This window comes from Shewanella glacialimarina (genome assembly GCF_020511155.1).
In the GTDB taxonomy this organism is placed as follows: domain Bacteria; phylum Pseudomonadota; class Gammaproteobacteria; order Enterobacterales; family Shewanellaceae; genus Shewanella; species Shewanella glacialimarina.
The window spans coordinates 3,446,366-3,469,324 of sequence record NZ_CP041216.1 but is presented as its reverse complement, the minus strand read 5'-3'; the positions used below and the strand labels follow the sequence as shown (position 1 = coordinate 3,469,324).

General features: G+C 41.8%; 19 protein-coding genes and 1 pseudogene. 12 read left to right on the top strand and 8 right to left on the bottom strand.

Features of this window, described 5'->3' with window-relative positions:
• The first annotated feature begins 9 nt into the window (after positions 1 to 9).
• From FJ709_RS15215 to FJ709_RS15205, 3 genes are all read left to right on the top strand, one after another.
• Positions 10 to 1,218: an FtsX-like permease family protein gene (locus tag FJ709_RS15215; protein ID WP_226410866.1), complete on the top strand. Its 1,209-nt coding sequence runs from the start codon at positions 10 to 12 to the stop codon at positions 1,216 to 1,218.
• Positions 1,219 to 1,378: 160 nt separating this feature from the next.
• Positions 1,379 to 2,782: a sigma-54-dependent transcriptional regulator gene (locus FJ709_RS15210; RefSeq protein ID WP_226410865.1), complete on the top strand. Its 1,404-nt coding sequence runs from the start codon at positions 1,379 to 1,381 to the stop codon at positions 2,780 to 2,782.
• A 2-nt stretch (positions 2,783 to 2,784) separates the two neighbouring features.
• A complete protein-coding gene (locus FJ709_RS15205) occupies positions 2,785 to 4,128 on the top strand; it encodes a sensor histidine kinase (protein ID WP_226416010.1) in 1,344 nt (447 codons plus the stop codon).
• Positions 4,129 to 4,517: 389 nt separating this feature from the next.
• Here the strand turns inward: FJ709_RS15205 and FJ709_RS15200 are convergent.
• A pseudogene (locus FJ709_RS15200) lies at positions 4,518 to 4,661 on the bottom strand (IS4 family transposase); the annotation flags it as partial.
• 171 nt (positions 4,662 to 4,832) lie between these two features.
• Here FJ709_RS15200 and FJ709_RS15195 point away from each other — a divergent pair.
• The 6 genes from FJ709_RS15195 to FJ709_RS15170 all read left to right on the top strand — a co-directional run bounded on the left by FJ709_RS15195 (position 4,833) and on the right by FJ709_RS15170 (position 8,790).
• A complete protein-coding gene (locus FJ709_RS15195) occupies positions 4,833 to 5,432 on the top strand; it encodes a hypothetical protein (RefSeq protein WP_226410864.1) in 600 nt (199 codons plus the stop codon).
• Positions 5,429 to 5,803 (top strand): hypothetical protein, encoded by a 375-nt coding sequence (locus FJ709_RS15190; RefSeq protein WP_226410863.1) that lies wholly within the window; start codon positions 5,429 to 5,431, stop codon positions 5,801 to 5,803. Before FJ709_RS15195 ends, FJ709_RS15190 begins: the two co-directional genes overlap by 4 nt.
• A 681-nt stretch (positions 5,804 to 6,484) precedes the next feature.
• Positions 6,485 to 6,868 carry an MAPEG family protein gene (locus FJ709_RS15185; protein ID WP_226410862.1) on the top strand — a complete coding sequence of 128 codons (384 nt, stop codon included), beginning with the start codon at positions 6,485 to 6,487 and terminating at the stop codon, positions 6,866 to 6,868.
• 335 nt (positions 6,869 to 7,203) lie between these two features.
• Positions 7,204 to 7,566: a curli production assembly/transport protein CsgE gene (locus FJ709_RS15180; RefSeq protein WP_226410861.1), complete on the top strand. Its 363-nt coding sequence runs from the start codon at positions 7,204 to 7,206 to the stop codon at positions 7,564 to 7,566.
• Between the two features lie 20 nt (positions 7,567 to 7,586).
• Positions 7,587 to 7,976: a curli assembly protein CsgF gene (locus FJ709_RS15175; protein ID WP_226416009.1), complete on the top strand. Its 390-nt coding sequence runs from the start codon at positions 7,587 to 7,589 to the stop codon at positions 7,974 to 7,976.
• Positions 7,977 to 7,980: 4 nt separating this feature from the next.
• Positions 7,981 to 8,790 (top strand): CsgG/HfaB family protein, encoded by an 810-nt coding sequence (locus tag FJ709_RS15170; RefSeq protein ID WP_404829969.1) that lies wholly within the window; start codon positions 7,981 to 7,983, stop codon positions 8,788 to 8,790.
• Positions 8,791 to 8,886: 96 nt separating this feature from the next.
• Here FJ709_RS15170 and FJ709_RS15165 read toward each other — a convergent pair whose 3' ends face one another.
• The 3 genes from FJ709_RS15165 to glnD all read right to left on the bottom strand — a co-directional run bounded on the left by FJ709_RS15165 (position 8,887) and on the right by glnD (position 12,635).
• On the bottom strand, positions 8,887 to 9,210 hold the full coding sequence (locus tag FJ709_RS15165) for a hypothetical protein (protein ID WP_226410860.1): 324 nt from the start codon (positions 9,208 to 9,210) through the stop codon (positions 8,887 to 8,889).
• 103 nt (positions 9,211 to 9,313) lie between these two features.
• The gene (locus FJ709_RS15160; RefSeq protein WP_226410859.1) at positions 9,314 to 9,814 is read right to left on the bottom strand and encodes a YcxB family protein; all 501 of its coding nucleotides are present in this window, start codon (positions 9,812 to 9,814) and stop codon (positions 9,314 to 9,316) included.
• Between the two features lie 172 nt (positions 9,815 to 9,986).
• Complete coding sequence (glnD, locus tag FJ709_RS15155; protein WP_226410858.1) at positions 9,987 to 12,635, bottom strand: [protein-PII] uridylyltransferase; 2,649 nt, start codon at positions 12,633 to 12,635, stop codon at positions 9,987 to 9,989.
• A gap of 77 nt (positions 12,636 to 12,712) precedes the next feature.
• Between glnD and FJ709_RS15150 the strand changes: the two genes are divergently transcribed.
• From FJ709_RS15150 to FJ709_RS15140, 3 genes are all read left to right on the top strand, one after another.
• Positions 12,713 to 13,420 (top strand): 16S rRNA pseudouridine(516) synthase, encoded by a 708-nt coding sequence (locus tag FJ709_RS15150; RefSeq protein WP_226410857.1) that lies wholly within the window; start codon positions 12,713 to 12,715, stop codon positions 13,418 to 13,420.
• A gap of 94 nt (positions 13,421 to 13,514) precedes the next feature.
• Positions 13,515 to 14,492, top strand: a complete 978-nt coding sequence (locus FJ709_RS15145) for a LysR family transcriptional regulator (RefSeq protein WP_226410856.1) — start codon at positions 13,515 to 13,517, stop codon at positions 14,490 to 14,492.
• A 331-nt stretch (positions 14,493 to 14,823) separates the two neighbouring features.
• Entirely contained in the window at positions 14,824 to 17,109 is a 2,286-nt protein-coding gene (locus FJ709_RS15140) for an OmcA/MtrC family decaheme c-type cytochrome (protein ID WP_226410855.1), read from the top strand.
• A gap of 221 nt (positions 17,110 to 17,330) precedes the next feature.
• Here the strand turns inward: FJ709_RS15140 and FJ709_RS15135 are convergent, their stop codons facing one another.
• From FJ709_RS15135 to FJ709_RS15120, 4 genes are all read right to left on the bottom strand, one after another.
• Positions 17,331 to 18,863 carry an MFS transporter gene (locus tag FJ709_RS15135; protein ID WP_226410854.1) on the bottom strand — a complete coding sequence of 511 codons (1,533 nt, stop codon included), beginning with the start codon at positions 18,861 to 18,863 and terminating at the stop codon, positions 17,331 to 17,333.
• Between the two features lie 150 nt (positions 18,864 to 19,013).
• Positions 19,014 to 19,352 (bottom strand): PBPRA1643 family SWIM/SEC-C metal-binding motif protein, encoded by a 339-nt coding sequence (locus FJ709_RS15130; RefSeq protein WP_226410853.1) that lies wholly within the window; start codon positions 19,350 to 19,352, stop codon positions 19,014 to 19,016.
• Between the two features lie 154 nt (positions 19,353 to 19,506).
• Entirely contained in the window at positions 19,507 to 22,419 is a 2,913-nt protein-coding gene (locus FJ709_RS15125; protein WP_226410852.1) for a valine--tRNA ligase, read from the bottom strand.
• Between the two features lie 31 nt (positions 22,420 to 22,450).
• The gene (locus tag FJ709_RS15120; RefSeq protein WP_226410851.1) at positions 22,451 to 22,900 is read right to left on the bottom strand and encodes a DNA polymerase III subunit chi; all 450 of its coding nucleotides are present in this window, start codon (positions 22,898 to 22,900) and stop codon (positions 22,451 to 22,453) included.
• Between the last annotated feature and the right edge of the window lie 59 nt (positions 22,901 to 22,959).

The following is a 22,959-nucleotide window of genomic DNA, read 5'->3' as shown; positions in this document are numbered from 1 at the left end:
GACATCGCCATGTTACATATAAAACCGATTTTATCCAGTTTAATGCGCAGTAAAAGTGCACCTGTTTTACTGTTACTACAGATTATTTTGTCTGTCGCTATTGTGGCTAACGCCAGCTTTATTATTAACGAGCGTTTGTCGTTAATGCAGCGAGATTCGGGTTATGCTGAAGATCAAATTCTTACTTTTAGTGTATATAACTTCGACCCAGCTATCGACAATGCTAAGCAAAACCAAGTGGATCAACAAATTTTGCGCTCGCTGCCCAATGTGATTGATGCCAGTTCAAGTAATATGCTGCCGTTAAGTGATAGTGGTTGGATGGATCGCTATACCGACAGCCCAAACGAAGACATTGCTAAAAGCACCCCAGGTTTTGCCTTTTATTTGGGTAACGAGCACTTACTCAACGTGATGGGAGCAAAGTTAATTGCAGGGCGTAATTTTACCGCAGATGAAATTAATACCAATTTCAGTGATAGCGGTATGTTGGCAATGGTGTCGCAGCCCCTAGCTAAAGCGTTTTGGGGGGATGAATCGCCATTAGGTAAAACCGTGTATCAAGGTGATCAAGCTGTAACGATTATTGGCGTGGTAGAAAAACTGCAAGGAGCTTGGGTTGACCATGAAAACTTTGAATACAGTGTTATTCAAAATATCGACTTTGGTGGTTATGGCAGTAATAAATCCTATATGGTGCGAGCCTTACCCGAGCACACCAAAGGCTTAGAAGAGGCCATTCGCAAAGCGTTTCATGCAGAAAATCCAAATCGGGTGTTGGATAATTTTCAAACAGTGGCTGAACTGCGTGACAGAACCTATAGTAACCATCGTTTAATGGCGACGGTATTGAGTATTATGGTGGTGTTATTGCTATTAATTACAGCACTGGGATTAACCGGGATGGTGATGTTTAACATTCAACGCCGCACCAAACAAATAGGCACACGTAGAGCACTAGGAGCGCGCAAGCGCGATATTATTCAATACTTTATGGTCGAAAACTATTTGATATGTATTGTCGGTGGCGTTATCGGCGGTATGTTAGCATTAGTGCTTGGACAGCAATTAATGTCACTTTATAGCTTGCCTATGGTGCCAGTGATTTATCCTATTATGTCTGTGATTGGTTTACTGGTTGTGACGACCTTTGCAGTAATAGTGCCGGCAGCCAAAGCCGCTAATATTTCACCTGCCATGGCAACGCGTAGCGTTTAATATGCAAAACGGCGCTTGTACTTAACAATAGCGTGACAGTGAGGTCTTTTGTCATGTTATTGTTTATTGCCTTTTGTTTTAAATGTTGATTGTATAAACAGACTTTTGTGTAAACATGTTTTTGTATAGCTGCAACCTAATTGGACTCAAATAAACTTTAATGGATAATATTTTAATTGTTGATGACAACCATGCTATTTGTCAGGCACTTGAACTGATGATTGAGTTGCATGGCTATCAGGCTATTTTTTGTCACACGCCAGCCGCGGCAGTTGAGATTGTCACGAATAAAGAGATCAGCCTGGTTATTCAGGACATGAACTTTAGCCGTGACACCACCTCGGGTGAAGAGGGTAAACAACTGTTTTACGCATTGCGTCAGTTACAGCCTAATTTACCGATTATTTTAATGACGGCTTGGACTCAATTAGAAACCGCTGTCGAGTTAGTCAAAGCGGGCGCCGCCGATTACATGGGTAAACCTTGGGATGACGCCAAGCTGCTCAATAGTATTAGTAACCTCTTATCAATTTATCGGTTGTCTCAGCAAAACAGTCAATTAACTCGGATAGACAGCGAACGTATGTCGGCCATTAATGGTGCTGATTTATGTGGCTTAGTGTTTGGCAGTGGCGCTATGCAGCGCTGTGTTGATTTGGCATTACAGGTGGCGCGCTCCGATGTGTCGGTAATGATCACTGGTCCCAATGGTGCGGGCAAAGATAAAATAGCCGATATTTTACAGGCGAACTCGCCATTAAAAGACAAACCCTTTATTAAGGTTAACATTGGCGCTTTACCGCTAGATTTACTAGAAGCCGAATTGTTCGGCGCCGAAGCGGGTGCTTTTACCGGCGCAAATAAAACCCGTATCGGCCGTTTTGAAGCGGCCGACGGTGGCACGTTATTTTTAGATGAAATTGGTAATTTGCCATTATCTGGCCAAGTGAAACTATTGCGCGTGTTGCAAACCGGTGAGTTTGAACGTTTAGGTAGCCATCAAACCCGCAAAGTGAATGTGCGGGTGGTGAGTGCCACTAACGCTTATTTAGCCGACGATATAGCCCATGGGCGTTTTCGTGAAGATTTGTTTTACCGCTTAAATGTGATTGAACTGAATGTGCCGCCACTCAATCAACGTCAAGATGATATTTTACCCTTAGTAAAACACTTTATAGGTGCGAATTTTAGCCTTGATAAGTCGACCCAACAGGCGTTACTTACACACAGTTGGTCGGGTAATGTGCGCGAATTAGAAAACGCCTGTAAACGGGCGGCGTTACTGGCAAAATCCGCACAGCTTACGATTGATGATTTTGGCTTAATGGCAGTAGCTAATGGCGGCGTGGCTGCCCAGTATGACTTGGTGGTTGAAGATCATCTTAATAACCGTAAGCAAGATACTGATGATACTCAGTCGATTTTCGAACCCGACAAGCAACAGATAGAAGAGGCCTTAACCCAACATAATGGCGTAATTGCCAGAGTCGCTAAATCCTTTGGTCTAAGCCGACAAGCCCTTTATCGTCGTATGGAAAAATATGGTCTTAGGGTGACTAAATAATGATGTTATCGTTGCGCACTAAATTGCTGATCAGTAACCTGCTAAGTTGTCTTTTGGCTTCGGTGTCAGGCGCTTTAGTGTGGTTTACATTGGGTGATGACACCTTATGGTTGGCCATTATTGTCATGCTGGCGGTGTGTTATTTTTGCAGCATGTGGCTTACCCGCAGATTGAGTGACAGCCTGCAAGCACTTGAAATCGGCTTACTTAACTTCAAAGATAATGATTTTAGTGTGTCGCTGCATCCCTATGGCGAGCCACAACTTGATGCTTTGGTGAGTTTATACAATCAAGCGTCAGCAAAACTGCGCAGCGAGCGACAATTTATTTATCAGCGTGAGTTAATGCTCGATAAAGTGATTCAAAACTCACCCAATGTGATGTTATTGATTGATGATAATCAACGGGTTATTTATGCTAATGGCGCCGCCAGACACTTATTTAATCACGGTGTAAAAGTAGAAGGTATGCTGTTATCTGAACTGATAATGATGTTGCCCGATGCGCTTAAAGCCGCGTTAAACAGTGAGCAAGAAGGGCTGTTTTCGATGGGTGGAAACTCGGTTGACGGTGCTGATGATATGGGCACGGATGGTGATGTTGAAACTTGGCATATTTCCCGAGGTCGCTTTACCCAAAACAATCAACAGCATCATTTAATTTTACTAAAACAACTGACCAAAGAGCTCAATCGCCAAGAAGTGGCTGTGTGGAAAAAGGTGATACGCATTATCAGTCACGAGCTGAATAACTCAGTGGCTCCAATCGCCTCTATGGTCAACTCAGGTAAGTTTTTAACCCAACATTTAGATAACAGTAAGCTGCAATTAATTTTTGATACCATCGAGAATCGCACCACGCATTTAAGTCAGTTTATTTCCCATTATGCCGAGTTTGCAAAGCTGCCGCTGCCACAGAAACAGCTGATTGATTGGTCTAAAATGACTCTGCAGTTAGCACAGCAATACCCATTCAAGGTGTTGTCGTCTTTACCGCAAACGCCAATTAAACTTGATGCGGTTCAGTTAGAACAAGTGCTGATTAACTTACTGAAAAATGCCCATGAGTCTGGTTCAAGTGCAGAAAGCGTCGCACTGATTTTTGAACAGATAACCCACCCAGTAGTGGGTTTATTAATAAAAGTGGAAGATGAAGGGAGTGGCATGTCGAGCGAGGTATTATCGCAAGCGTTACTGCCGTTTTACTCAACTAAGCAGTCTGGCACAGGCATTGGTTTGCCCTTGTGCCGCGAGATTATTGAAGCCCACGGTGGCCGAATTAGCATGCAAAACCGTGTAGAAGGTGGTTTAAGTGTCAAGGTTTGGTTACCTGTACAACAGGGTTAATAATGTAATGGTCACTCACCTCCATTAGGCTTAAAGTGCAAACACTTCTGCGACACGCCACAAGCACATCCCTGTGGGCTCTACGCCAGCATCCATGCTGGCAAAGGCCGCAGCCGCGTTTACACTGCGCCATTAAACACCTTCGATTTGACCTGATAGTAGCATTCCTTTGTAAGTCTTTGTTATTAAGAGTGAATTTAAGTTAGTGATGCGATAAAACATCTTGCACCTTAGATTACAGAAAGTAGCTAACAAACTAGATTAAAGTGAGAACTTAAGGGTAGAGTCGGCTAGCTCGTAGACCATCATCGAGCACGCCATTTAGGGAAGAAAAATCCATTCAATAATAGCGCCTATAAACGATCTTAAAATGTTTACTCTGGCCCCATTAATTGTCGGCCAAGTCCTGTGATAGAAAGCGAGCCACCGTTCATTGAGCTTTCAATGGCAGCAAACAAACTCAAGCGAAGTGTTTTGTGCATTAATGGGGTGACAAACGATAGGCATTTTGATAAAACGTGTTTCGCATTCATGGCATTTGCTCGTGGTAATATTTGTTTGGCGATAAATTTGATCACCAAATTCCATGAATGTTCCTCAGCCTTTAACCTATCTCATTATTTATATTCATTATTTTGTGGAGATCCCTCAGGCTATGACCCAACTAATCGACCCAGACAATCCAACTAATCAAAGGATAATCGATGGATTTCATGACGGATTTCACAACTGAACAGATAAATCAATGGATTCTTAATCGTGTGAGTCAGCCCGTACTCAACGCTGCGCTAGCGATTAATCATGGTGAGCGCTTTCATGAATTGTTTAGCAGATTTCCAAGAATTGAGAGCAAGGTTGCTAAAGATGAGCACTATGTGCCTCTGGAGCGACAAATCGAAATCATGGATGAGGTATCTCGAGCCGCCGGCATGCCTGTCAAATACCGTAAAATTGAAGGTGGTTTTTGGCGAATTGATAAAAAGTACCCTCGAAATGACATTTTACTGAGCATCATTGCACGGCAATGGGTTGATTTCGAATTTTTTGTCGTTCCAAATAAAAACTATATGCCTGCAGGAGGGCCATTAGGACTCATTTACAATGCAATACGAGTTAGTCAGGGCGAAGTATTGGACTATGAAACTGGCTGGCGAGTTCCTCCATCAGTGTGGTGTTTTAGCGAAGAGGATTTTTACCAGGCGACACAGGAATCCTTTGCATTAATAGTTGAGATGCAAGCCCACATTACTGAAGGCTGCACCGAGGGTTTTCGTGCTAAGACAGTAAAGGCAACTAAACCATGAGCATGAATATTACATATCGGGTGCGGTGGCAGCTCTGTGAGCCACAATTAGCGCAATTGTGGGCAATCAAAACAAAACACGAACACTCTGAGGCATATCGTCGCTTTGAGCAAGAGTATGGTATGGAGTCGTTAATGATTGAGCCGCGCCAGCCCTGCGCTGAAGAAGCAAGTTCTGACAACTCGCTGTGGTGGGGGGCGGTTGCTTACCCATCAGGGCTTGATTTCCTCGAATTTGAGGAGTTTCAAGAAATAGTGCTTGGGTTTGTCAGTGAGCTTAGACGTACCTTTGGTGGCGATAATTGTGAGGTATTTCTGTATGACAATGAAGAGCCTGCTAAGTGGCACGAAGAAAAAGAGATGTTTTACTAAACACGCTGTGGATATATGGGGTCACTGTAAACTTTATTTGATAATTTAATAATTTAATGCGTCAGGGTAAACTTTTATAAAAAGTAAATTGAAACACTAACTTTTCTAAATCATTTCTGTCCAAAAACGAGTTAACTCTTGTTCTGATTTAGCTTTTACTACAATCACAAATGAAGCTAAATCGAAGAGATATAAATGCGGGTGCAGATGAGCCAGCGAGTATCCAAAACAAGGATGTTTTGGTTAAGCCCACATGGATGTGCTTGCGGCGTCTCGCTGGATCATCTGCACTTGTAGTCAACCTTTGACGCCAATGAAAATTTAATAGAGTTTTAAAATTTAGTCTGATCAGGGCAAACTTTTATAAAAACAAATCTTCCAACCCGCTTTTGTCCAAAAATGAGTTTGAAAGTGATCAAACCTTATTATCAAAAAATGACATTCGTCCTCGGATAATTTATAAAAACTATTGTGCTATTTATATAGCGACTTCAGCTAGGTACGGATTAAGAGCGTTTTAGAGCAGAGGATCTTACAAAGTGCTTTTGAATAAGGTTGTGGTTAATGGCTGTTGTGCTACTGTTAAAATCTTTTTGATAATACACATTAAAAACAGTGTTGTTACTGGCAATTTAACAGTGCATTTTTTAATAAAATAACAACAAACTTAAAGGGAAAGAGATGACTATTTTACTCATATGTTTATTTATCGCGATGATGTTACCTTATTTAGCGAAAGTGCCAGTAGCCATGGCGATGTCTAAATTGGGCGGATATGACAATGCCCATCCAAGGGCGCAGCAAGCCAAACTGACTGGCTTCGGCGCAAGAGCGATAGCAGGGCATCAAAATGCATTTGAATCATTACTTGTATTTGGTATGGCGGTTTTAACCGCAATAGTGACTAATAACGTTACCGATGTTGTGGCCATTTTAGCCATAGTGCATGTGGTTGCTCGAGTGGTTTATCATGCATTGTATTTATTAAATTATGGCACTTTACGGTCATTATCCTGGTTTGTTGCTATTGGTGCATCAATCGGCATTTTTGTTCAAGTGTTTTAAACTGAATGCTCTAAGCGGGGGCCTTGAGGGAGCATATTAAACAGAGTGTTTGGAAACGATAATCGCACTTTTAAAAGCAGCTACTCAGCTGCTTTTTTATTGCATTTTAATCTATTAGACCTAGCCAAAAGAACTAATTTGCTTTTTATTACTTAGACATATGAGCTAATTTACCCCGTTTTTATCAATCTAAGGATGACGATGTGTGGTCGATATTGTTAATGTAATACTTCATACATTAGGTGAAGGATTACCCATTAATGACACGCAGTTGTCACTCCCTATATTTACTCATAACGAAGTGGAGCTTTAGCTGTTTATTGCTTTGTGTGTCGATGTTATTCGTTATGCCCGTTGCAGCCGAAGAGTCAGATATTGAAATCAGTGGTTTAGTGATTGATCGTACCTTAACTCGCTTTGGTAAAGATTTCGGTTTTTATTATTCTGGTTATTGGCGTGACCTTCCCTTTACCCAAGGCTTTAATGTGACGCTTTATGAGACTGTATACCCTCAAGCCGGTACCTTGCTGACATTAGAGGTCAACGGCACACAAATATATCGAACTCACTTTGGCCGACGCGCAGCACCGATTAAAGAACGCGCTGAGCAGGCGTTATTAATCACTATTGATTATATCGCTCAGGTAAGAGCCAGCGCGCTTACCAATGAAATAGCAGATCCATCAAACGGACTTTAGGATAAAAAATGAGAAACAGAATGTTTAAGCGGTTGTTGACGGTAAGTTTTAGCGCATTGTTAGTGGGTAATGTTACAGCCACAGAATTAGTTTATACCCCAGTTAACCCAAGTTTTGGTGGTTCGCCATTAAATGGCTCTTTTTTACTCAACAAGGCGAACTCACAAAATGATAATCAATCACCATCTAGTGATAAAGATTTTGTTACGCGCTTTAAAGAGTCGTTAGAGCGAAATATTATTAACACCATTACCCGCGGTGTGGCTGATGGTGAAATTACTGATGGTATCTATGACACCGGAGATTTTAGAGTTGAAGTGGTTTCAACCGGAAATGGTGTCATGTTAACGATTACCAATTTACTTTCAGGTGAAGTGACTGTGATTGAAATGCCGACATATGGAGTATAATTTGATGAAAAAATTATTCTCTCTATCTTTGAATAGTGTGCTGTTTTTAGGCGTAGTCTCTGGCTGTAGTTTAGTCCCTAAACCGGATCTTAATTTAACCGAAGCACAAGTTAACCCTATCAGTGAAACCATGTTAGCGCTTCAAGCTCAATCAGGCCCTAAGTTTCCTATTCCTGTAGCGGTTTATTCATTTAGGGATCAAACCGGACAATATAAACCCCAAGCTAATGTGAGTTCTTTTTCAACCGCCGTCACCCAAGGGGCGACGTCAATGTTGATGCAAACTTTATTAGATTCTAGATGGTTTACTCCGGTTGAGCGCGAAGGCTTACAAAATTTATTAACTGAGCGCAAAATTAGTAATAAGCAAGGCACTAAAGGCGATGATATGCCGAGCTTATCTAATGCACGTTTATTGTTAGAAGGTGGGATTATCAGTTATGAAACCAATACCAGCACTGGCGGTGCAGGCGTTGAATATTATGGCATTGGCGCCTCAGAGATGTACCGTGAAGACCAGGTGACCATTTATTTACGTGCGGTTGATGTACACAGCGGTAAAGTAATGATGTCGGTGTCGACCACTAAACGTGTGCTGTCACAGGAGATGCGTGCTGGATTGTTTCGCTATACCAGCTTAAACCGATTAGCAGAGGCTGAGATCGGGTTTACCACCAATGAGCCAGTACAGTTTTGTGTATTACAAGCGATTGAGTTAGCCGTAGCTGAAATGATTGCCAAAGGAATAAATCAAGGATATTGGCAAGCAGTTGAAGACGCAGATACCAATGCTGCTAGCATTGAAGCGAGTTAATCGAAGCGAGTTAATCGAAGCGAGTTAATCGATGCTAAAAATGAGTTAACTGTTAATAAAAACACCTACAGGACGTAGGTGTTTTTTGTTTAGCAATTATTGCTGTGTATTTTCGTCTTCAGTTAATACTTCCACTAATGATTTCTCAGCAGGGGAATCATCTTCAGGGCTATCAACATTTTGGGAAACACCTTCAAGATGTTCTACTCGCTCATAACCACGTTCGTTAAGTTGATCGTTGACACAATCTAGAAGAAATGGCGCGATTTCGTTATCAGGTAACAAGTCTTCTTGGGCTATTTCAGCACAAGCGGCTTTTAAAGAAGCAATATCTTTTGCCAAAGGCTGTGGTAAGGCGATTGCTGCATTGGTGACAAACATCAAACCAGAAAAAATCAAGGTTATTGCAGGGTACTTCATATTATGTCCTATTGAGATAGCACTTTATCGTTATGGATAAATCATAATCCAAGTTGACCGGTATGACTATAGTTCAAACATTCCTGGGATAAATATTTTGTGGTTATATTTTACTGCGTAAAAACGCCAATGCATGGTCTGGTAAGCCTTGCTTGCTTAAGTAGCTTTTGGCCTTGGCTAAGGTGATTAAAAATCCGCTGTCTGTTTCGGCTATACGATAAACCTCGGTCCATAAGATTGTTTGGTTAACATAGGCAGACTGTGTGTGTATGCCTTCTTCATTTAAGGTTAACGTGGCATTGTTATTGGCGGCCTTGCTCATCATTTGACGCCATAACCACCAGGTGCGTTTGAACTTGATACTTAACGCTTCAACCACACTTAGACCTATGAAAAAATATCCTAAGTAATAGATGTTTTTATTGGCAAGTTCGTTATCGCCCAAATTGGTGGACAACAAAATCCCTAGTCCAATCAGCGCGAAAATAGCTGTTTTAATAAAGTCCTTTGCCTTAATTGAGGGATCGACCGATGCATCATAGGTTTCGGCAAAATAGCGTTTATCAAGGGTAAATTCATGGCTAAAGGTTGCTGGCTGAGTCATATATTGTGTTAGCTCTATTAAATTTGGACGGGATGATTATCGCATAACTTTACGGGGTTGGTATTAATGCAAAATGAAATTACCGATAACCGCTATTATTAACGGCAATATGGTTATCGGGAATATGGTTATCGGAAAAATGACTACCGCTAATTTTAGGCGTAAATAACGGTTAATCTCCGACTGTTTGATTAAGCAGCTCTGTTAGTTGCTGACACTCTGCTTTATCAAGTTGTTGACCCTGCGCGTTGGACAATAGGAACACGTTATCCGCCCGCTCTCCCACGGTGCTGATATTTGCACTGTGAATGGTCAGTTCTTGTTTTCTAAATGCACTAGAGATTTGTTCCATAAACTCGCTGGTATCTAACGCTGATACATTCAGTACTGTGCGAGTCGATTGGCGCGAGTATAAAAACTCAATACTGAGTTGGTTTTCAAAACTTTTGTGGGTGCGTGGTTGACGTATTTTAGGCAGCTTAGCGTCATGGTCAAGTACGTTATAAAGCTTTTTAAGTACTTGTGCTCGACGTGATTCACTAAAAATTGGCATATCATCAAAATCTAACACTTTAAAGGACTCGACCACATAACCGTCTTTGGTTTTAGATATTTGCGCCTGTTTAACTGAGATTTTTAATGTTGCTAAGGCATTAAATAGCTTAACAAATAATCCCGGTCTATCTTTGCTGTAGACAAACACGTCGCTGCAACCTTTGACCGTCACATTATCGATTAATATTAAGGTTTCAAACTGGCTGTCGTATTCTGGCTGTAACTGATGTTTGATTAACGCTTTGCTGTAGCGCGCAATATCATCGGATTCGGCATGACTGAAAAATGATAGCGGTAAACGTTTCCATAACGCTTTAATGGTGTCTACATCAACCCCGTCAGCTTGCAGTATTTGGGTTGCATCTTGTTTATGGTCGCGCACAATGGCGCGAAGTTGTTGCACATTTTCAAAGCCATTATGCAGTGCTTTTCGGGTAGCAAAATACAGTTCTTTTAACAGCGCAGCTTTCCAGTTATTCCACAGGTCGTCATTAGTGGCTTGAATATCGGCAATGGTTAAGCAATACAATGCATCTAAGCGTGTTTGGCTGCCGACTTCTTTGGCAAAACGATTAATCACATCTGGGTCGTGAATATCCATACGTTGTGAGGTTATAGACATTAACAAATGGTGTTTAACTAGCCAGCATATTAAGCGCTCGTGGGACAGCTTTAAACCATGAAACTTGGCAAATAAGCTGGCATCTACCGCACCTAATATGCTGTGATCACCGCCACGTCCTTTGGCTAAATCATGGAATAATGCTGCAAACAGCAGAGATGATTTATTGGGCATTTTTTGATAAATATCAGCCGCAAGTTTGCGATCATTATCGATAGTGCCATTTTGACGATCAACGCCATATCGATAGATGTTTTTAATCAGTTTATGGGTATGCTCATCAACCGTATAAGCATGGAACAAATCAAACTGCATTTGCCCTACGACTTCACGCCATTGGGGGAGGTATGACGCTAAAATACCGTGCTGATGCATTAAGGTGATGGCCAGGCCCATACCTTCAGGGTGATTAAATATTTTTTTGAAGGTTTCACGGCACACTTGAAAGTCTTGTAAGTCGCCCATTAAACGACGGCGAACTTGACGAAGTAGTCTTAAGGTTTCAGGGCTGATCCCAACGATTTGGTCGTTATGGGTCGCTATCAATAAAAACAATGCCATGATTTGAGTGCGATCAATAAACACATCTTCATCACGTACGTGAATGTGCTGATCAACAATTTCAAATTTGTCGTTAATTGGAATCACGTGTGACTGTGTATTAGGTGATATTTCACGGGCAAAATAAGCCATCAATAATTGATTTAATTCACGAATGCGTTTCATGGCTCTAAAAATTTGGCGCATCATTTTTTCAATGGCAATATTGCCACCTTCGCCTAAAGGACTGCCTTCTCCAAATCCCATCAGTTTGGCGACTTCTGCCTGATATTGAAGTAATAAACGGTTTTCAGAACGCCCAGCTGCTTGATGTAATGCAAAGCGTATTCTGAATAAAAAGTTTTGACACTCTAGTAATTCAGCATATTCATCATTGGTAAAAAATCCGCGTCGTCTTAATGTCAGCATATCGCCAACACCAAAATGCTTACGCGCTACCCAGGTCAAGGTTTGTAAATCACGCATGCCACCAGGACTGGTTTTTAAATTGGGTTCAATACTGTAAGCCGTGCCCTGTGCTTTGGCGTGGCGCTGTTGTTGTTCGGTTAATTTGGCTTCAAAAAAGGTGTCGCTACGCCATAACTCATCACCATATAATGCGGTGAGTATCTGGGTTTCGTGTTGCTTATTGCCGATGATATGGCGAATTTCTAATAAGCTGGTGGCAATAGTGACATCGTCTCTACAGGCTTGATAGGTGTCTTGTAAGGTACGTACACCGTGGCCTAAATCTAAATTTAAATCCCATAATTGGGTAAGAAATGCGCTTATTTTGGCTGAATCTTGTTGATTAAGTGGCTTATCGTGAATGATGCAAATGTCGATATCAGAAAAGGGGTGTAATGTCTGGCGGCCATAGCCTCCAACTGCATTTAAAGAAATAGTGTTAGGGTCTAATTGATGCTCGCGCCAGAGTAAGCTAAGCAAATTATCAAAAAAATTCGCGCGGCTAGTGAGCGTTTCATTAATTGAACAATGTAAGATATTGTCTGCTAAAAATTTGTCTAATGATGAAATAGCGTGCTTAAGCTCGCTAATACTCATTCCTGAGTGTAATTCTGTACTAGCAGGTTGCGCAATCATGTTACTCCTTGTTTGTTTTCCCCACTGACAGAGTAAGGTATTATGCGGGTTAACTCAACTTTGAAATAGTCTAGGTTATGGCCTCAAAGCGCGGCAGAATCGATACCTTTATCGCTAAACAGCTACAAATCCCTAAAAAATCAGTGCGAAGTTTGATTGCTAACCAGCAACTTTTGCTTAATGGCGATATAGTGATTACTCCTGACACGCAAATCGATGAGTTCAGTTTGATTGAGTGCCAAGGTGAAATATTACAGCAAAGGCAGCGAGCTTATTGGATGCTATACAAACCCCAAGGTGTGGTCAGTGCAACGGTGGATGAACAGCATCAAACTGCGTTAGATTTACTCGAGGGTGTCGATAAAGACTTGCTGCATATTGCTGGGCGGTTAGATTTAAATTCAACTGGTCTATTATTGATCACCAATGATGCTAAATGGTCACAAGCATTGATGTCGCCCGATAATAAGGTCACTAAGCGATATTTAGTCACCCTGGCTAACCCAATTGATGACACTTATATTGAGGCTTTTGCTGGCGGCATGTGGTTTGAGTATGAAGGTATCACTACGCAAGCGGCAACGTTAATTATAGTCTCTCGCTACCAAGCCATTGTTGAACTAAATGAAGGTAAGTATCATCAAATTAAGCGTATGTTTGGTCGATTTAATAATCCCGTTGTCGCACTTCATCGAGAGTCTATTGGGCATATTGAGTTAGATAATACACTTCAACCCGGCGAGTTTCGGGCGTTATCAGCGGATGAGGTTAGTTTAGTGAACTAACTTTCCTTTCCGATTTAATCAGCTTGTTCATTTCGCGAGTTTGATCAATTTTTTCATTTTTGTTACATGCTAGTTTACTTGAATGAACTTTTAATTGAGTAATTTTGTGACCATTCAAGCTATTAAAAAGGTGAGTGAATTAGACATTTTTTGTCTGCTGGTGTTTAAAACCATTTATGAGACAGGTTATGCTAATCTGGCGGCAAAGGAGTTAGGTGTTTCCGCACCTAAAGTAAGCCGTTGTTTGACATTATTACGTAAGACTTTTGATGATGAGCTGTTCTACCGTCGTCAGCAAGGTTTAAAGCCCACCCCCTTAGCAGAACAGCTTTATCAGCCGATTTGTCAGCTCAGCGATACCATAGAGCAAATTGAAACTGTGGCCCAACAAACTAATCGTAACCCAGCTAAACCATTACTGAACGTGGCAGTTTCCAATAATATTATCAGTAGTTTAGCAATGTCATTAAGCTCATCTAAATTCTTTAATCATTTTGGTCCCTTGCGCTTACATGTATGGCAAAGTGATACAGAAGAGAAAATTCATAATGGTGAGATAGATTTCGGCATTGGTTTTGATGACCAAGGGCAGCATTCGCTCAACCTTACCCCTATTGTTAAAATAGATAGCTTACATGTTGTGGCTAAAAGTGAGCACCCTATTTGGCTTTGTCCTGACCCATTAACACTGGAAGACATTGCTGAGTTTGATTATATGTATCTGAAGTGCCATGGTTTTAACCATCGAATTGATCCACTGGAATTATATTGCCAAGAAAAAGGTCATTATCTTGCCAGTATTGATCATGTCTGCGATCTTGATGACTGGTATTGGCATTTGATGACCATGGGGAGTGTTTCGTTGGCAACTAAGCCGGAAGGGTTGATTGCCAACAATATACCTCAAATCAGTGCAAAACCATTGCCAATGAGCGAGTTTACTAAACTGAGAAAAGTAATGAGCTTACCTATTTATAGTTTTTTTGAGCGCGATAACCCATATCGTCGCTATTCAGAAGAATCTAAGCAAATAATAATCACTCTCATTAAAAACTTGTTTGTGACTGTTTGATAGTTAAAACGCTGTTGTTTGTATTTAACTGAGAGTGACTGTTTAACTTTAATAAGACGTATATAGCTGTTTTATAATTTGAAATATTAAAAGGCACCTTTTTTGGATTATATGTGTGAAGTTATTATTAACAATTTTTATCAGTGAATTACATATTCAGTAATAGTGAATTATTATTATTGAAATCCCCAAATACGAAATTGTAAATTTCATTTAACGAAATTTTAACCTTTGTTCACATCCCCAGTATATATACCACGCATAAAGTAAGGTTTTTTTTTATAGTTTAAGTATGCAAAAAAGCATATTTCATTAAATCGGGGGATTTAAGATGAAAAATTATAATCGAACATTACTTGCTGCGGCGTTTATTGCAGCATTGGGTGTAACAGGATGTGGCTCTGACGGCAGTGATGGTGCAGCAGGAGAACCGGGTACTCCGGGCACACCAGCGGGTTCGGTCGTTACAACAGTTGACAATGCCTATGACTTTAACTTAACACTGGCTCCTACAGATATTGTAGTAGTAGGTGCTGATCCATTTAACGTTAAATTTACTGTATCAGGTAAAGGAGTGGGTGGAGCGGACGTTCCATATTCGGGGCTTGATAAAGTCGCCTTATATGTGATGAGTCAATCAGCTAATACTACTGATACAGGTGCGCCAATGCTATGGACCAACCATGCACTTGCCAATGATTTTGGTAGTAGCATGTATTGTACCTTAACGGGTACAGCCGCAGCACGAGGAGGCGCAGTAGTCGATGCTTGTACATTAGTTGAAGACCCAGCTAATCCTGGTACTTATATTGGTTCTTGGGCGCATGATGGCAATGCGCCTGTGGTACTAGCAAGTGGCGATGCAGGCGATTTGGTTCGTGTGTTTATTCGTGCTTACGATGTGACCATGTCAGATGGGGCTGCAGTATCAGATAAAATATTATCGACACCACTAGACTTCATTCCTGCAACAGGTGAACTAGCTGTTTCATCCAAAGATGCTGTATCAAATGCTGCCTGTATTAAGTGTCACAGCCCAATGGATGGCTATGCTGATACCGATATGCGTATAGCCAATATTGGTGCTCATCATAATTACCAAAAAGTTGAAAATTGCGTAGCTTGTCATAATCCAGCGTATGCGGGTGGGCAGGACGATCCTGAAAAAGGCTTCAATGCAAACTTCAATGCTATGATCCACACTATCCATGCAGGTCATCATATTGCAGACTCTCTGACTGGTGAAGCCAAAGAGATGTTTGGTGAAATCGGTTTTCCATCTGAGCTCAATGAATGTACCGCTTGCCATGATAATGGTCAGCAGTGGAATGAAAATATTTATGCTGAAGCATGTTTATCGTGTCACGTGAACGTAGACTTAACCACTGGTGTAAACCATAGGGGTATTGTGCCAGCAAGTGATGCAGTATGTTCTGGTTGTCATGGCGCAGGTAGCTTAAGCCCAAGTGAAGCACATAATGTTGGCGTGCGTGCAATGGCGACTGACTCTATTGTGTTTGCCGTTAGCAATATCACTTATGCAGAAGATGCTATTGATGTTAGCGGTGCTATGCAAGATCAAATGAGTATTACTCTTGATGTAAGTATCGATGGTCAACCTATTGCCGATGGCTTCGATTTTGGTCCTTATGCCAATTATGACGAAATCAAAACAGGTACCGTTGATGCTGATGGCACTTATTTCGTGGGTACATCTCTAAATCTAAACGGTGTTGTTTCTGCTGGTGGCAAGCTTGTCGTCACTAAAGTGGCTAACTTTAACGTGGTAGGTAAGAGTATTGCCATTACACCTCGTTTTTCAGTTTGTGCAGATGAGAAGGCGAAGCTAATTAAGTGTAAAAATACAGCAGGTGAAGAACAATTCGCTGTTGAGTATGTTGCCGTGACAATGGACACCGCATATTGGAACTTAGCTAATGCAGACGGTTCAGGTGCCAATATTGCTCGTCAAAGCGTTCCTTCTATGGTGAGTGCTGACGAAGCAAAATGCAGTTCTTGTCATACATCGTTAGGTATTGCAAAACATTATGGTAACGAGCGTTTTGACCAATGTATGGGTTGTCACAACAATACTTGGGGTGGTTCATACCATGGCACTGTTGAGTACAAAACGGATGCAGTTGATGCTGATGGTGTCCCAGTTTTTGCTTTAGTTGAGGGACTAACTTATAGCAACCGTGACTTAATGACTGTTTCACATCGCTTCCATAGTGGTCTATGGGATGATAATCGTGGTTTCCCAGCAATTCATTTGAATGCGGATATGGAAACTGAAGGTTACCCTGCAGTTGCTACACAATGTTCAGCATGTCACAAAGAAGATGTCAGCATATTTGCCGCTGATGGTGGTTTAACGTCAGGTAAACGTGCAATTGCTGTGAATTCAGCAGGAACGCAATTTGTTTCTCCGGTTGCTGAATCTTGCCGCTCTTGTCACATCAAAAGTTCTGCTTTAGCTCACTTTGAAAGTAATGGAGCATATGTGGAAGGTCGTCCTGCCACAACAGCTAACTTACCTGTGGAGTCGTGTGCAACGTGTCATGCAGAAGGCAAAACTTATGGTATCGATAAGGTCCATATGGGAGGTGCACATTAATTCACAACATAAAGTGAATATGGTTTATTAAATAATCTTAGAAGTGAATAAGTCGGTAATGAGATCAGACTTTATCATTGCCATGCTATCTAAATAGCGACTGAATACTTCAAAAAACTTAAAGGGAGATGCATTTAGCATCTCCCTTTATTATTTATCGTGTTATGAGGTTATTCTTTTGATGGGCTTATGATTCCACCCAAAGAGCCTATTTAACATTTTTATGCTTGATTATGCTGCATTTTTAGCAACCACTTACCATAAATAAAAATACCTACGGCAGAGATAATGCCAATTGCACCGATAATATACCAAGCCATACCTATGTTATTCGCCTCATATAACATGTGGGTAAGCGGTTGGGCTTCTATGCCGGTAAAATCAACTAAGCGCATGAATGCTTCACCTTGCGGAATTGCATCTACATCTGTTTGACTCATGCCTCTAGTCACTAACTCATTACGTGAGATAATTTCCTTTGACGCGTAGATTTGATAAAGCTTAGGGGCAAAATAGCCTTCTAATGTCCAACCAATCCCTTGCGGTAGCATCACAAAGCCTAAGTACATGGCTTTTTTACCTTCTGGGGCAATGTTACCCATAAACTCATTTTTCTTTGGGCTAATCATCATTTCGCCAAAAGAAAACATCACAATTGCCAGTACAATCATCCATGCAGCGTTAAATACACCCACCAACATGATTGCCAGGATACTGAGAATACAGCCCACTAGCATTGCTGTGGTGATACGGTACTTAGCGGTAAAAGCGGCGACTAAAAAGCAGGTAGTCATGATCATGCCGGCATTTAAGTTCAGCATACCTTCGGGCATCACCTTGGTGCCTTCATTATTTAAGCCTAACCAGAACTGTAAAATACCGTTGCTAGTGCCTTCTGGGCCAAACAGTGAGGTGACAATAATGCTGGTATCAACCCATTCGGCAATATGGATAGGTAATACATCAAATAATGAATTATATAAAAACCAGAAACCGGCAAACACGAGCATATAGTATATTACCACTGGTTTTTTAAGCTCGCGCAGCGCATCTTTCCACAGTGCTTCTTGATAGATTTCCCCCGACTTTACTTTGCGTGCTCGTTCGATTCGCTCCTCTTTGCCTGGTTCTTTATAGGCTAATAAGAATAAAAAGTTTAATGAGATAATTGCCGCACAGGCATAGAACACGTTGTCCCAAGATAATTGACGCATGTGCACAGCAACTAATGGTCCAAGGAAGCCACCAATATTAACCACTTGGTAAAATATGCCCCAGGCCATAGAGGTGTTTTCTCGTTTGGTTGACAACACTAATGTGCCTTGAATACCGGGTTTAAATACCCCAGTACCAGCAGCCAAAAGCATGGCACCGAACATGAAACCCCAAAAATCAGGGAACAAAGCCATGGTGAGGTAGCCCATGATTTTGATAATCGTAGAGGCAAAAATAGTTTCTTTATAGCCGACGCGATCTGAAATCCCGCCAGTGATCACAGGTATAAACGTTTGTAGCATTGCCCAAACCGCAAGAATGATCCCGTAGTCGTGAAGGTCTATCCCTAAACCACCTTCAGAAACCGGCGATTTTGCATATAAGCCTGCACTGGCTTTGACGCCATAATAGGCAATGCGTTCGACAAGTTCCATGCCGCCCACAAGCCAGAAAATATAGCCAAGGCTAGTGATAGAAGCCCACATTCCCAATTGTTTTACTTCACTTAGGTCATTGCCTGAGTGTGAATTAGTGCTCATAAGTCACCCTTTTATTTTATGTTCTACACCGTTAGATTGTTAACGACAGACACTCTACCTAAGTTCTGGATAAATTCCAAAGGCAATAAAAAAGCGGATCATTTGATCCGCTTCAGTTTGTCGCTAATAAGTATGCAATTGTGCTATTGATTAAGCGCCACAACACTTCTTATATTTTTTACCACTGCCACATGAACAAACGTCATTTCTATTTGGCTTAGCTTCAAAGCTAACCGCTTTAGGTTTATTAAGTAAGCCAGTTAACTCAATAATGTTTTCAGCTTTGTCGGCATCAACCGTGATGTTAGCAAACAGCTGTTGTTCGGCAACAATGGCAGCAACTTCCACTTTACGTGCTTCAGTTTGCACTGATAACAGTAAAGGTGAAATCTCTGTACCCGGTTTAGTCGCGCGTTTAGTGTTATAGCCACTTTCGCCATAGGCTGGCTTTGGCGTTCTACGCCCTTTGAAAAAGTACTTATCAGACATGGTGATGACCCATTAAATAGAATGATGATATTGGCGCAAGCTTATACAGCAAAAACGCAAAATGAGATATTAAAGTTTTAGTTTAGTACTAAATAATCGTTAAATAAAAAACCAGCGACGCATCGCTGGTTTTTGTAGCAATGTTATTACTTGATTAAGCTTCTATTTTAGCGAGCTCAATTTTCTGTTCATTTAGCTTGTCGATATCACGACTTAAGCCTGTTAGCTTTTCACGCTCTTTATCGATAACCGCAGGAGGGGCTTTAGCCACAAAGCCTTCATTGGATAACTTGCCTTCAATACGGCTAATTTCCTGACCTAGCTTTTCAAGTTGTTTATCGATACGGGCCATTTCTGCGCCGACATCAATTAAGCCCGCCATCGGGATTAACAACTCCATATTGCCGACTAACTGAGTGCTCGACATTGGTGCTATTTCACCCTCGATAAGAATCGTCATAGTTTCTAGTTTAGCCAAACTTGCAAAGAATGTTTGGTTAGCTTCAAGACGAATACGATCTTCATAGCTTACGCCACGCAGTAATGCATTAAGCGGCTTAGAAGGGGCGATATTTAATTCTGCACGAATATTACGTACAGCAACAATCACTTGCTTAACCCATTCAAGGTCAGCCATTGCCGTTGCATCAACTTGATCTGCTTGATACGTTGGGAACGGCGCTAGCATAATAGTGTCACCGGTTACGCCCGCTAACGGTTTGACGCGTTGCCAAATTGTTTCGGTAATGTATGGCATAAAGGGATGCATTAGGCGCTGCATTTTTTCAAGCACATTAACCAAAGTGTGGCGAGTGCCGCGCATTTGCGCTTCAGTGCCATTTTGCATCACAGGCTTAGTTAATTCTAAATACCAGTCACAGAATTGGTTCCAGGTGAACTCGTATAAAGTATTAGCGGCTAAGTCGAAACGGTAAGCTGCCATGTGGTCTTCAACGGTTTTGACCGTTTGGTTAAATAAACCAATGATCCAACGATCGGCTAATGACAACTCCATAGGGCCTGGTTGGCCATCAACTAATAATTGACCGCAATCTAACGGCTCGCCCGCTTCGTTGCTTTCAGGATCAGTTTGCACTTCAGTGTTCATTAACACGTAACGTGATGCGTTCCATAACTTGTTACAGAAACTGCGGTAACCATCAAGACGCTTCATGTCCCAATTGATGTCACGTCCCGTTGAGGCCATGGCTGCTAAAGTAAAGCGCAGAGCATCTGTTCCGTGGGCTTCAATGCCATCGGCAAATTCTTTGCGAGTACTCTTTTCAATTTTTGCAGCCAGTTGTGGCTGCATCATGTTGCCAGTTCGCTTTTCAACTAAGGTTTCAAGCTCTATACCGTCAATCATGTCTAATGGGTCAAGGACGTTACCTTTAGATTTAGACATTTTATTGCCGACTTCATCACGGATAAGACCGGTAACGTAAACGGTTTTAAAAGGTACTTGTGGTTTGCCGTTTTCATCTTTAATGAAATGCATGGTCATCATGATCATCCGGGCAACCCAGAAGAAAATGATGTCAAAACCAGTAACCAACACATCGGTCGGGTGGAAGGTTTTTAAATCTTCTAAATTGTCAGGCCAACCTAAGGTTGAGAATGTCCATAATGCTGAGCTAAACCAGGTGTCGAGTACGTCATCGTCTTGGCGCAGTACGGCAGAGTCGGCAAGTTTGTGCTTCGCGCGAACTTCGGCTTCGTTACGGCCAACGTACACTTTACCGTTTTCATCATACCAAGCTGGGATACGGTGTCCCCACCACAGTTGGCGCGAAATACACCAATCGTTAATGTCGCGCATCCACGAGAAATACATGTTCTCGTATTGCTGCGGCACAAACTTAATCTCGCCAGTTTCTACCGCTTCAATGGCTGTTTTTGCCATAGATTGAACTGCCACATACCATTGGTCGGTCAATAATGGTTCAATCACCACGCCTGAGCGATCGCCATGAGGCACTTTTAAGGCGTGTGGGTCGATTTTGCCAAGCAAACCTAAAGTCTCAAACTCTGCGACGATAGCATCACGGGCTTTAAATCTGTCGAGGCCAACATAACGCTCTGGTAGGGCGATTTCGATGTCTTTGTTTGGGGTGCCATCGGTGTTAATTACTTCAACAAAGGCGCGTACTGCAGCATCTAAGGTGAAGATGTTGTACATAGGCAGGGCGTGACGCTTACCTACTTCATAGTCATTAAAGTCATGGGCTGGGGTGATTTTTACGCAACCAGTACCAAATGCCATGTCAACATAGTCGTCGGCAACAATCGGAATTAAACGATTAACGATAGGCAGGTGAATAAACTTACCGATCAATGATTGATAACGTTCATCATCTGGGTGCACAGCCACTGCGCTGTCACCTAGCATGGTCTCAGGACGTGTTGTTGCCACTTCTAGATAATCTTTACCATCGCTGGTTAATGCACCTTCAGCCAATGGATAGCGGAAGTGCCACATGTGGCCTTGCTTTTCTTTGTTTTCGACTTCTAAGTCTGAAATCGCGGTATGAAGCTTTGGATCCCAGTTTACTAAACGTTTACCGCGGTAAATCAGTTCATCGTCATACAGGCGAACAAACACTTCTTGGACGGCTTTAGACAGGCCTTCGTCCATGGTGAAACGTTCTCTGTCCCAATCAACCGATGCGCCCATACGGCGGAGTTGCTTGGTAATCGTGCCGCCAGACTGTTCTTTCCAGTCCCATACTTTATCGATAAATGCATCACGGCCTAAGTCGTGACGGGTTTTACCTTCTTCAGCTTCAAGTTTACGCTCAACCAGCATTTGGGTGGCAATACCGGCGTGGTCGGTACCCACTTGCCATAGGGTGTTTTTGCCCTTCATGCGTTGGTAACGAGTCAGAGTATCCATAATGGTGTCTTGGAATGCATGACCCATGTGTAGGCTTCCAGTCACATTAGGTGGCGGGATCATAATGCAATAATTGCCTTGTGATTCATCACCGTGTGGCTTGAAGTAACCTTGCTCTTCCCAATTTTGGTAAAGCGTTTGTTCGATAGACTTAGGATCGTATGTTTTTTCCATGGGGCGTTTTATCTCAATCTAAATTTAGTGTTTATTCGGCTAATGCTTGGGTGGTGACTTGGCACCCAAGCGTTTGATATTCACGGTAGCGTTTTCGTGCTATGCCTTTAAGTGAATCATCATTAGCCACAAAATCGATAATATGCGGTAAGTTTACCGCAAATTGGGGGGCTTGGTCTGCAAGATTAATCAGAACCTGGCGACTTTTATTAGGACCAAGGGTATCAAAACCAATCTCAACCGGCGAACCCGTCACAGGGCCTTCACCTTTTAAGTTATGGGGCACAAAACTGCTCGGCTCAAATTGCCATAATAATTCATCGATCATATAGGCTTGTTGTTTGTCCTGGCAATGAATATAGACTTGTTTTTGTTGTCTATAGTGTTGTTCGGCTAACCTACAAGCAGCCAAATAAAGCGCATCTAAAGCACTTGTTTGCAGGCTATTTTCTGGCATTAAATAAAACAATGCTTGAGTCATAATTCGATGCTGTTTGCAGAGGTTAAGATAGTGGTGAGTTTACACTAAAATGTTATTGA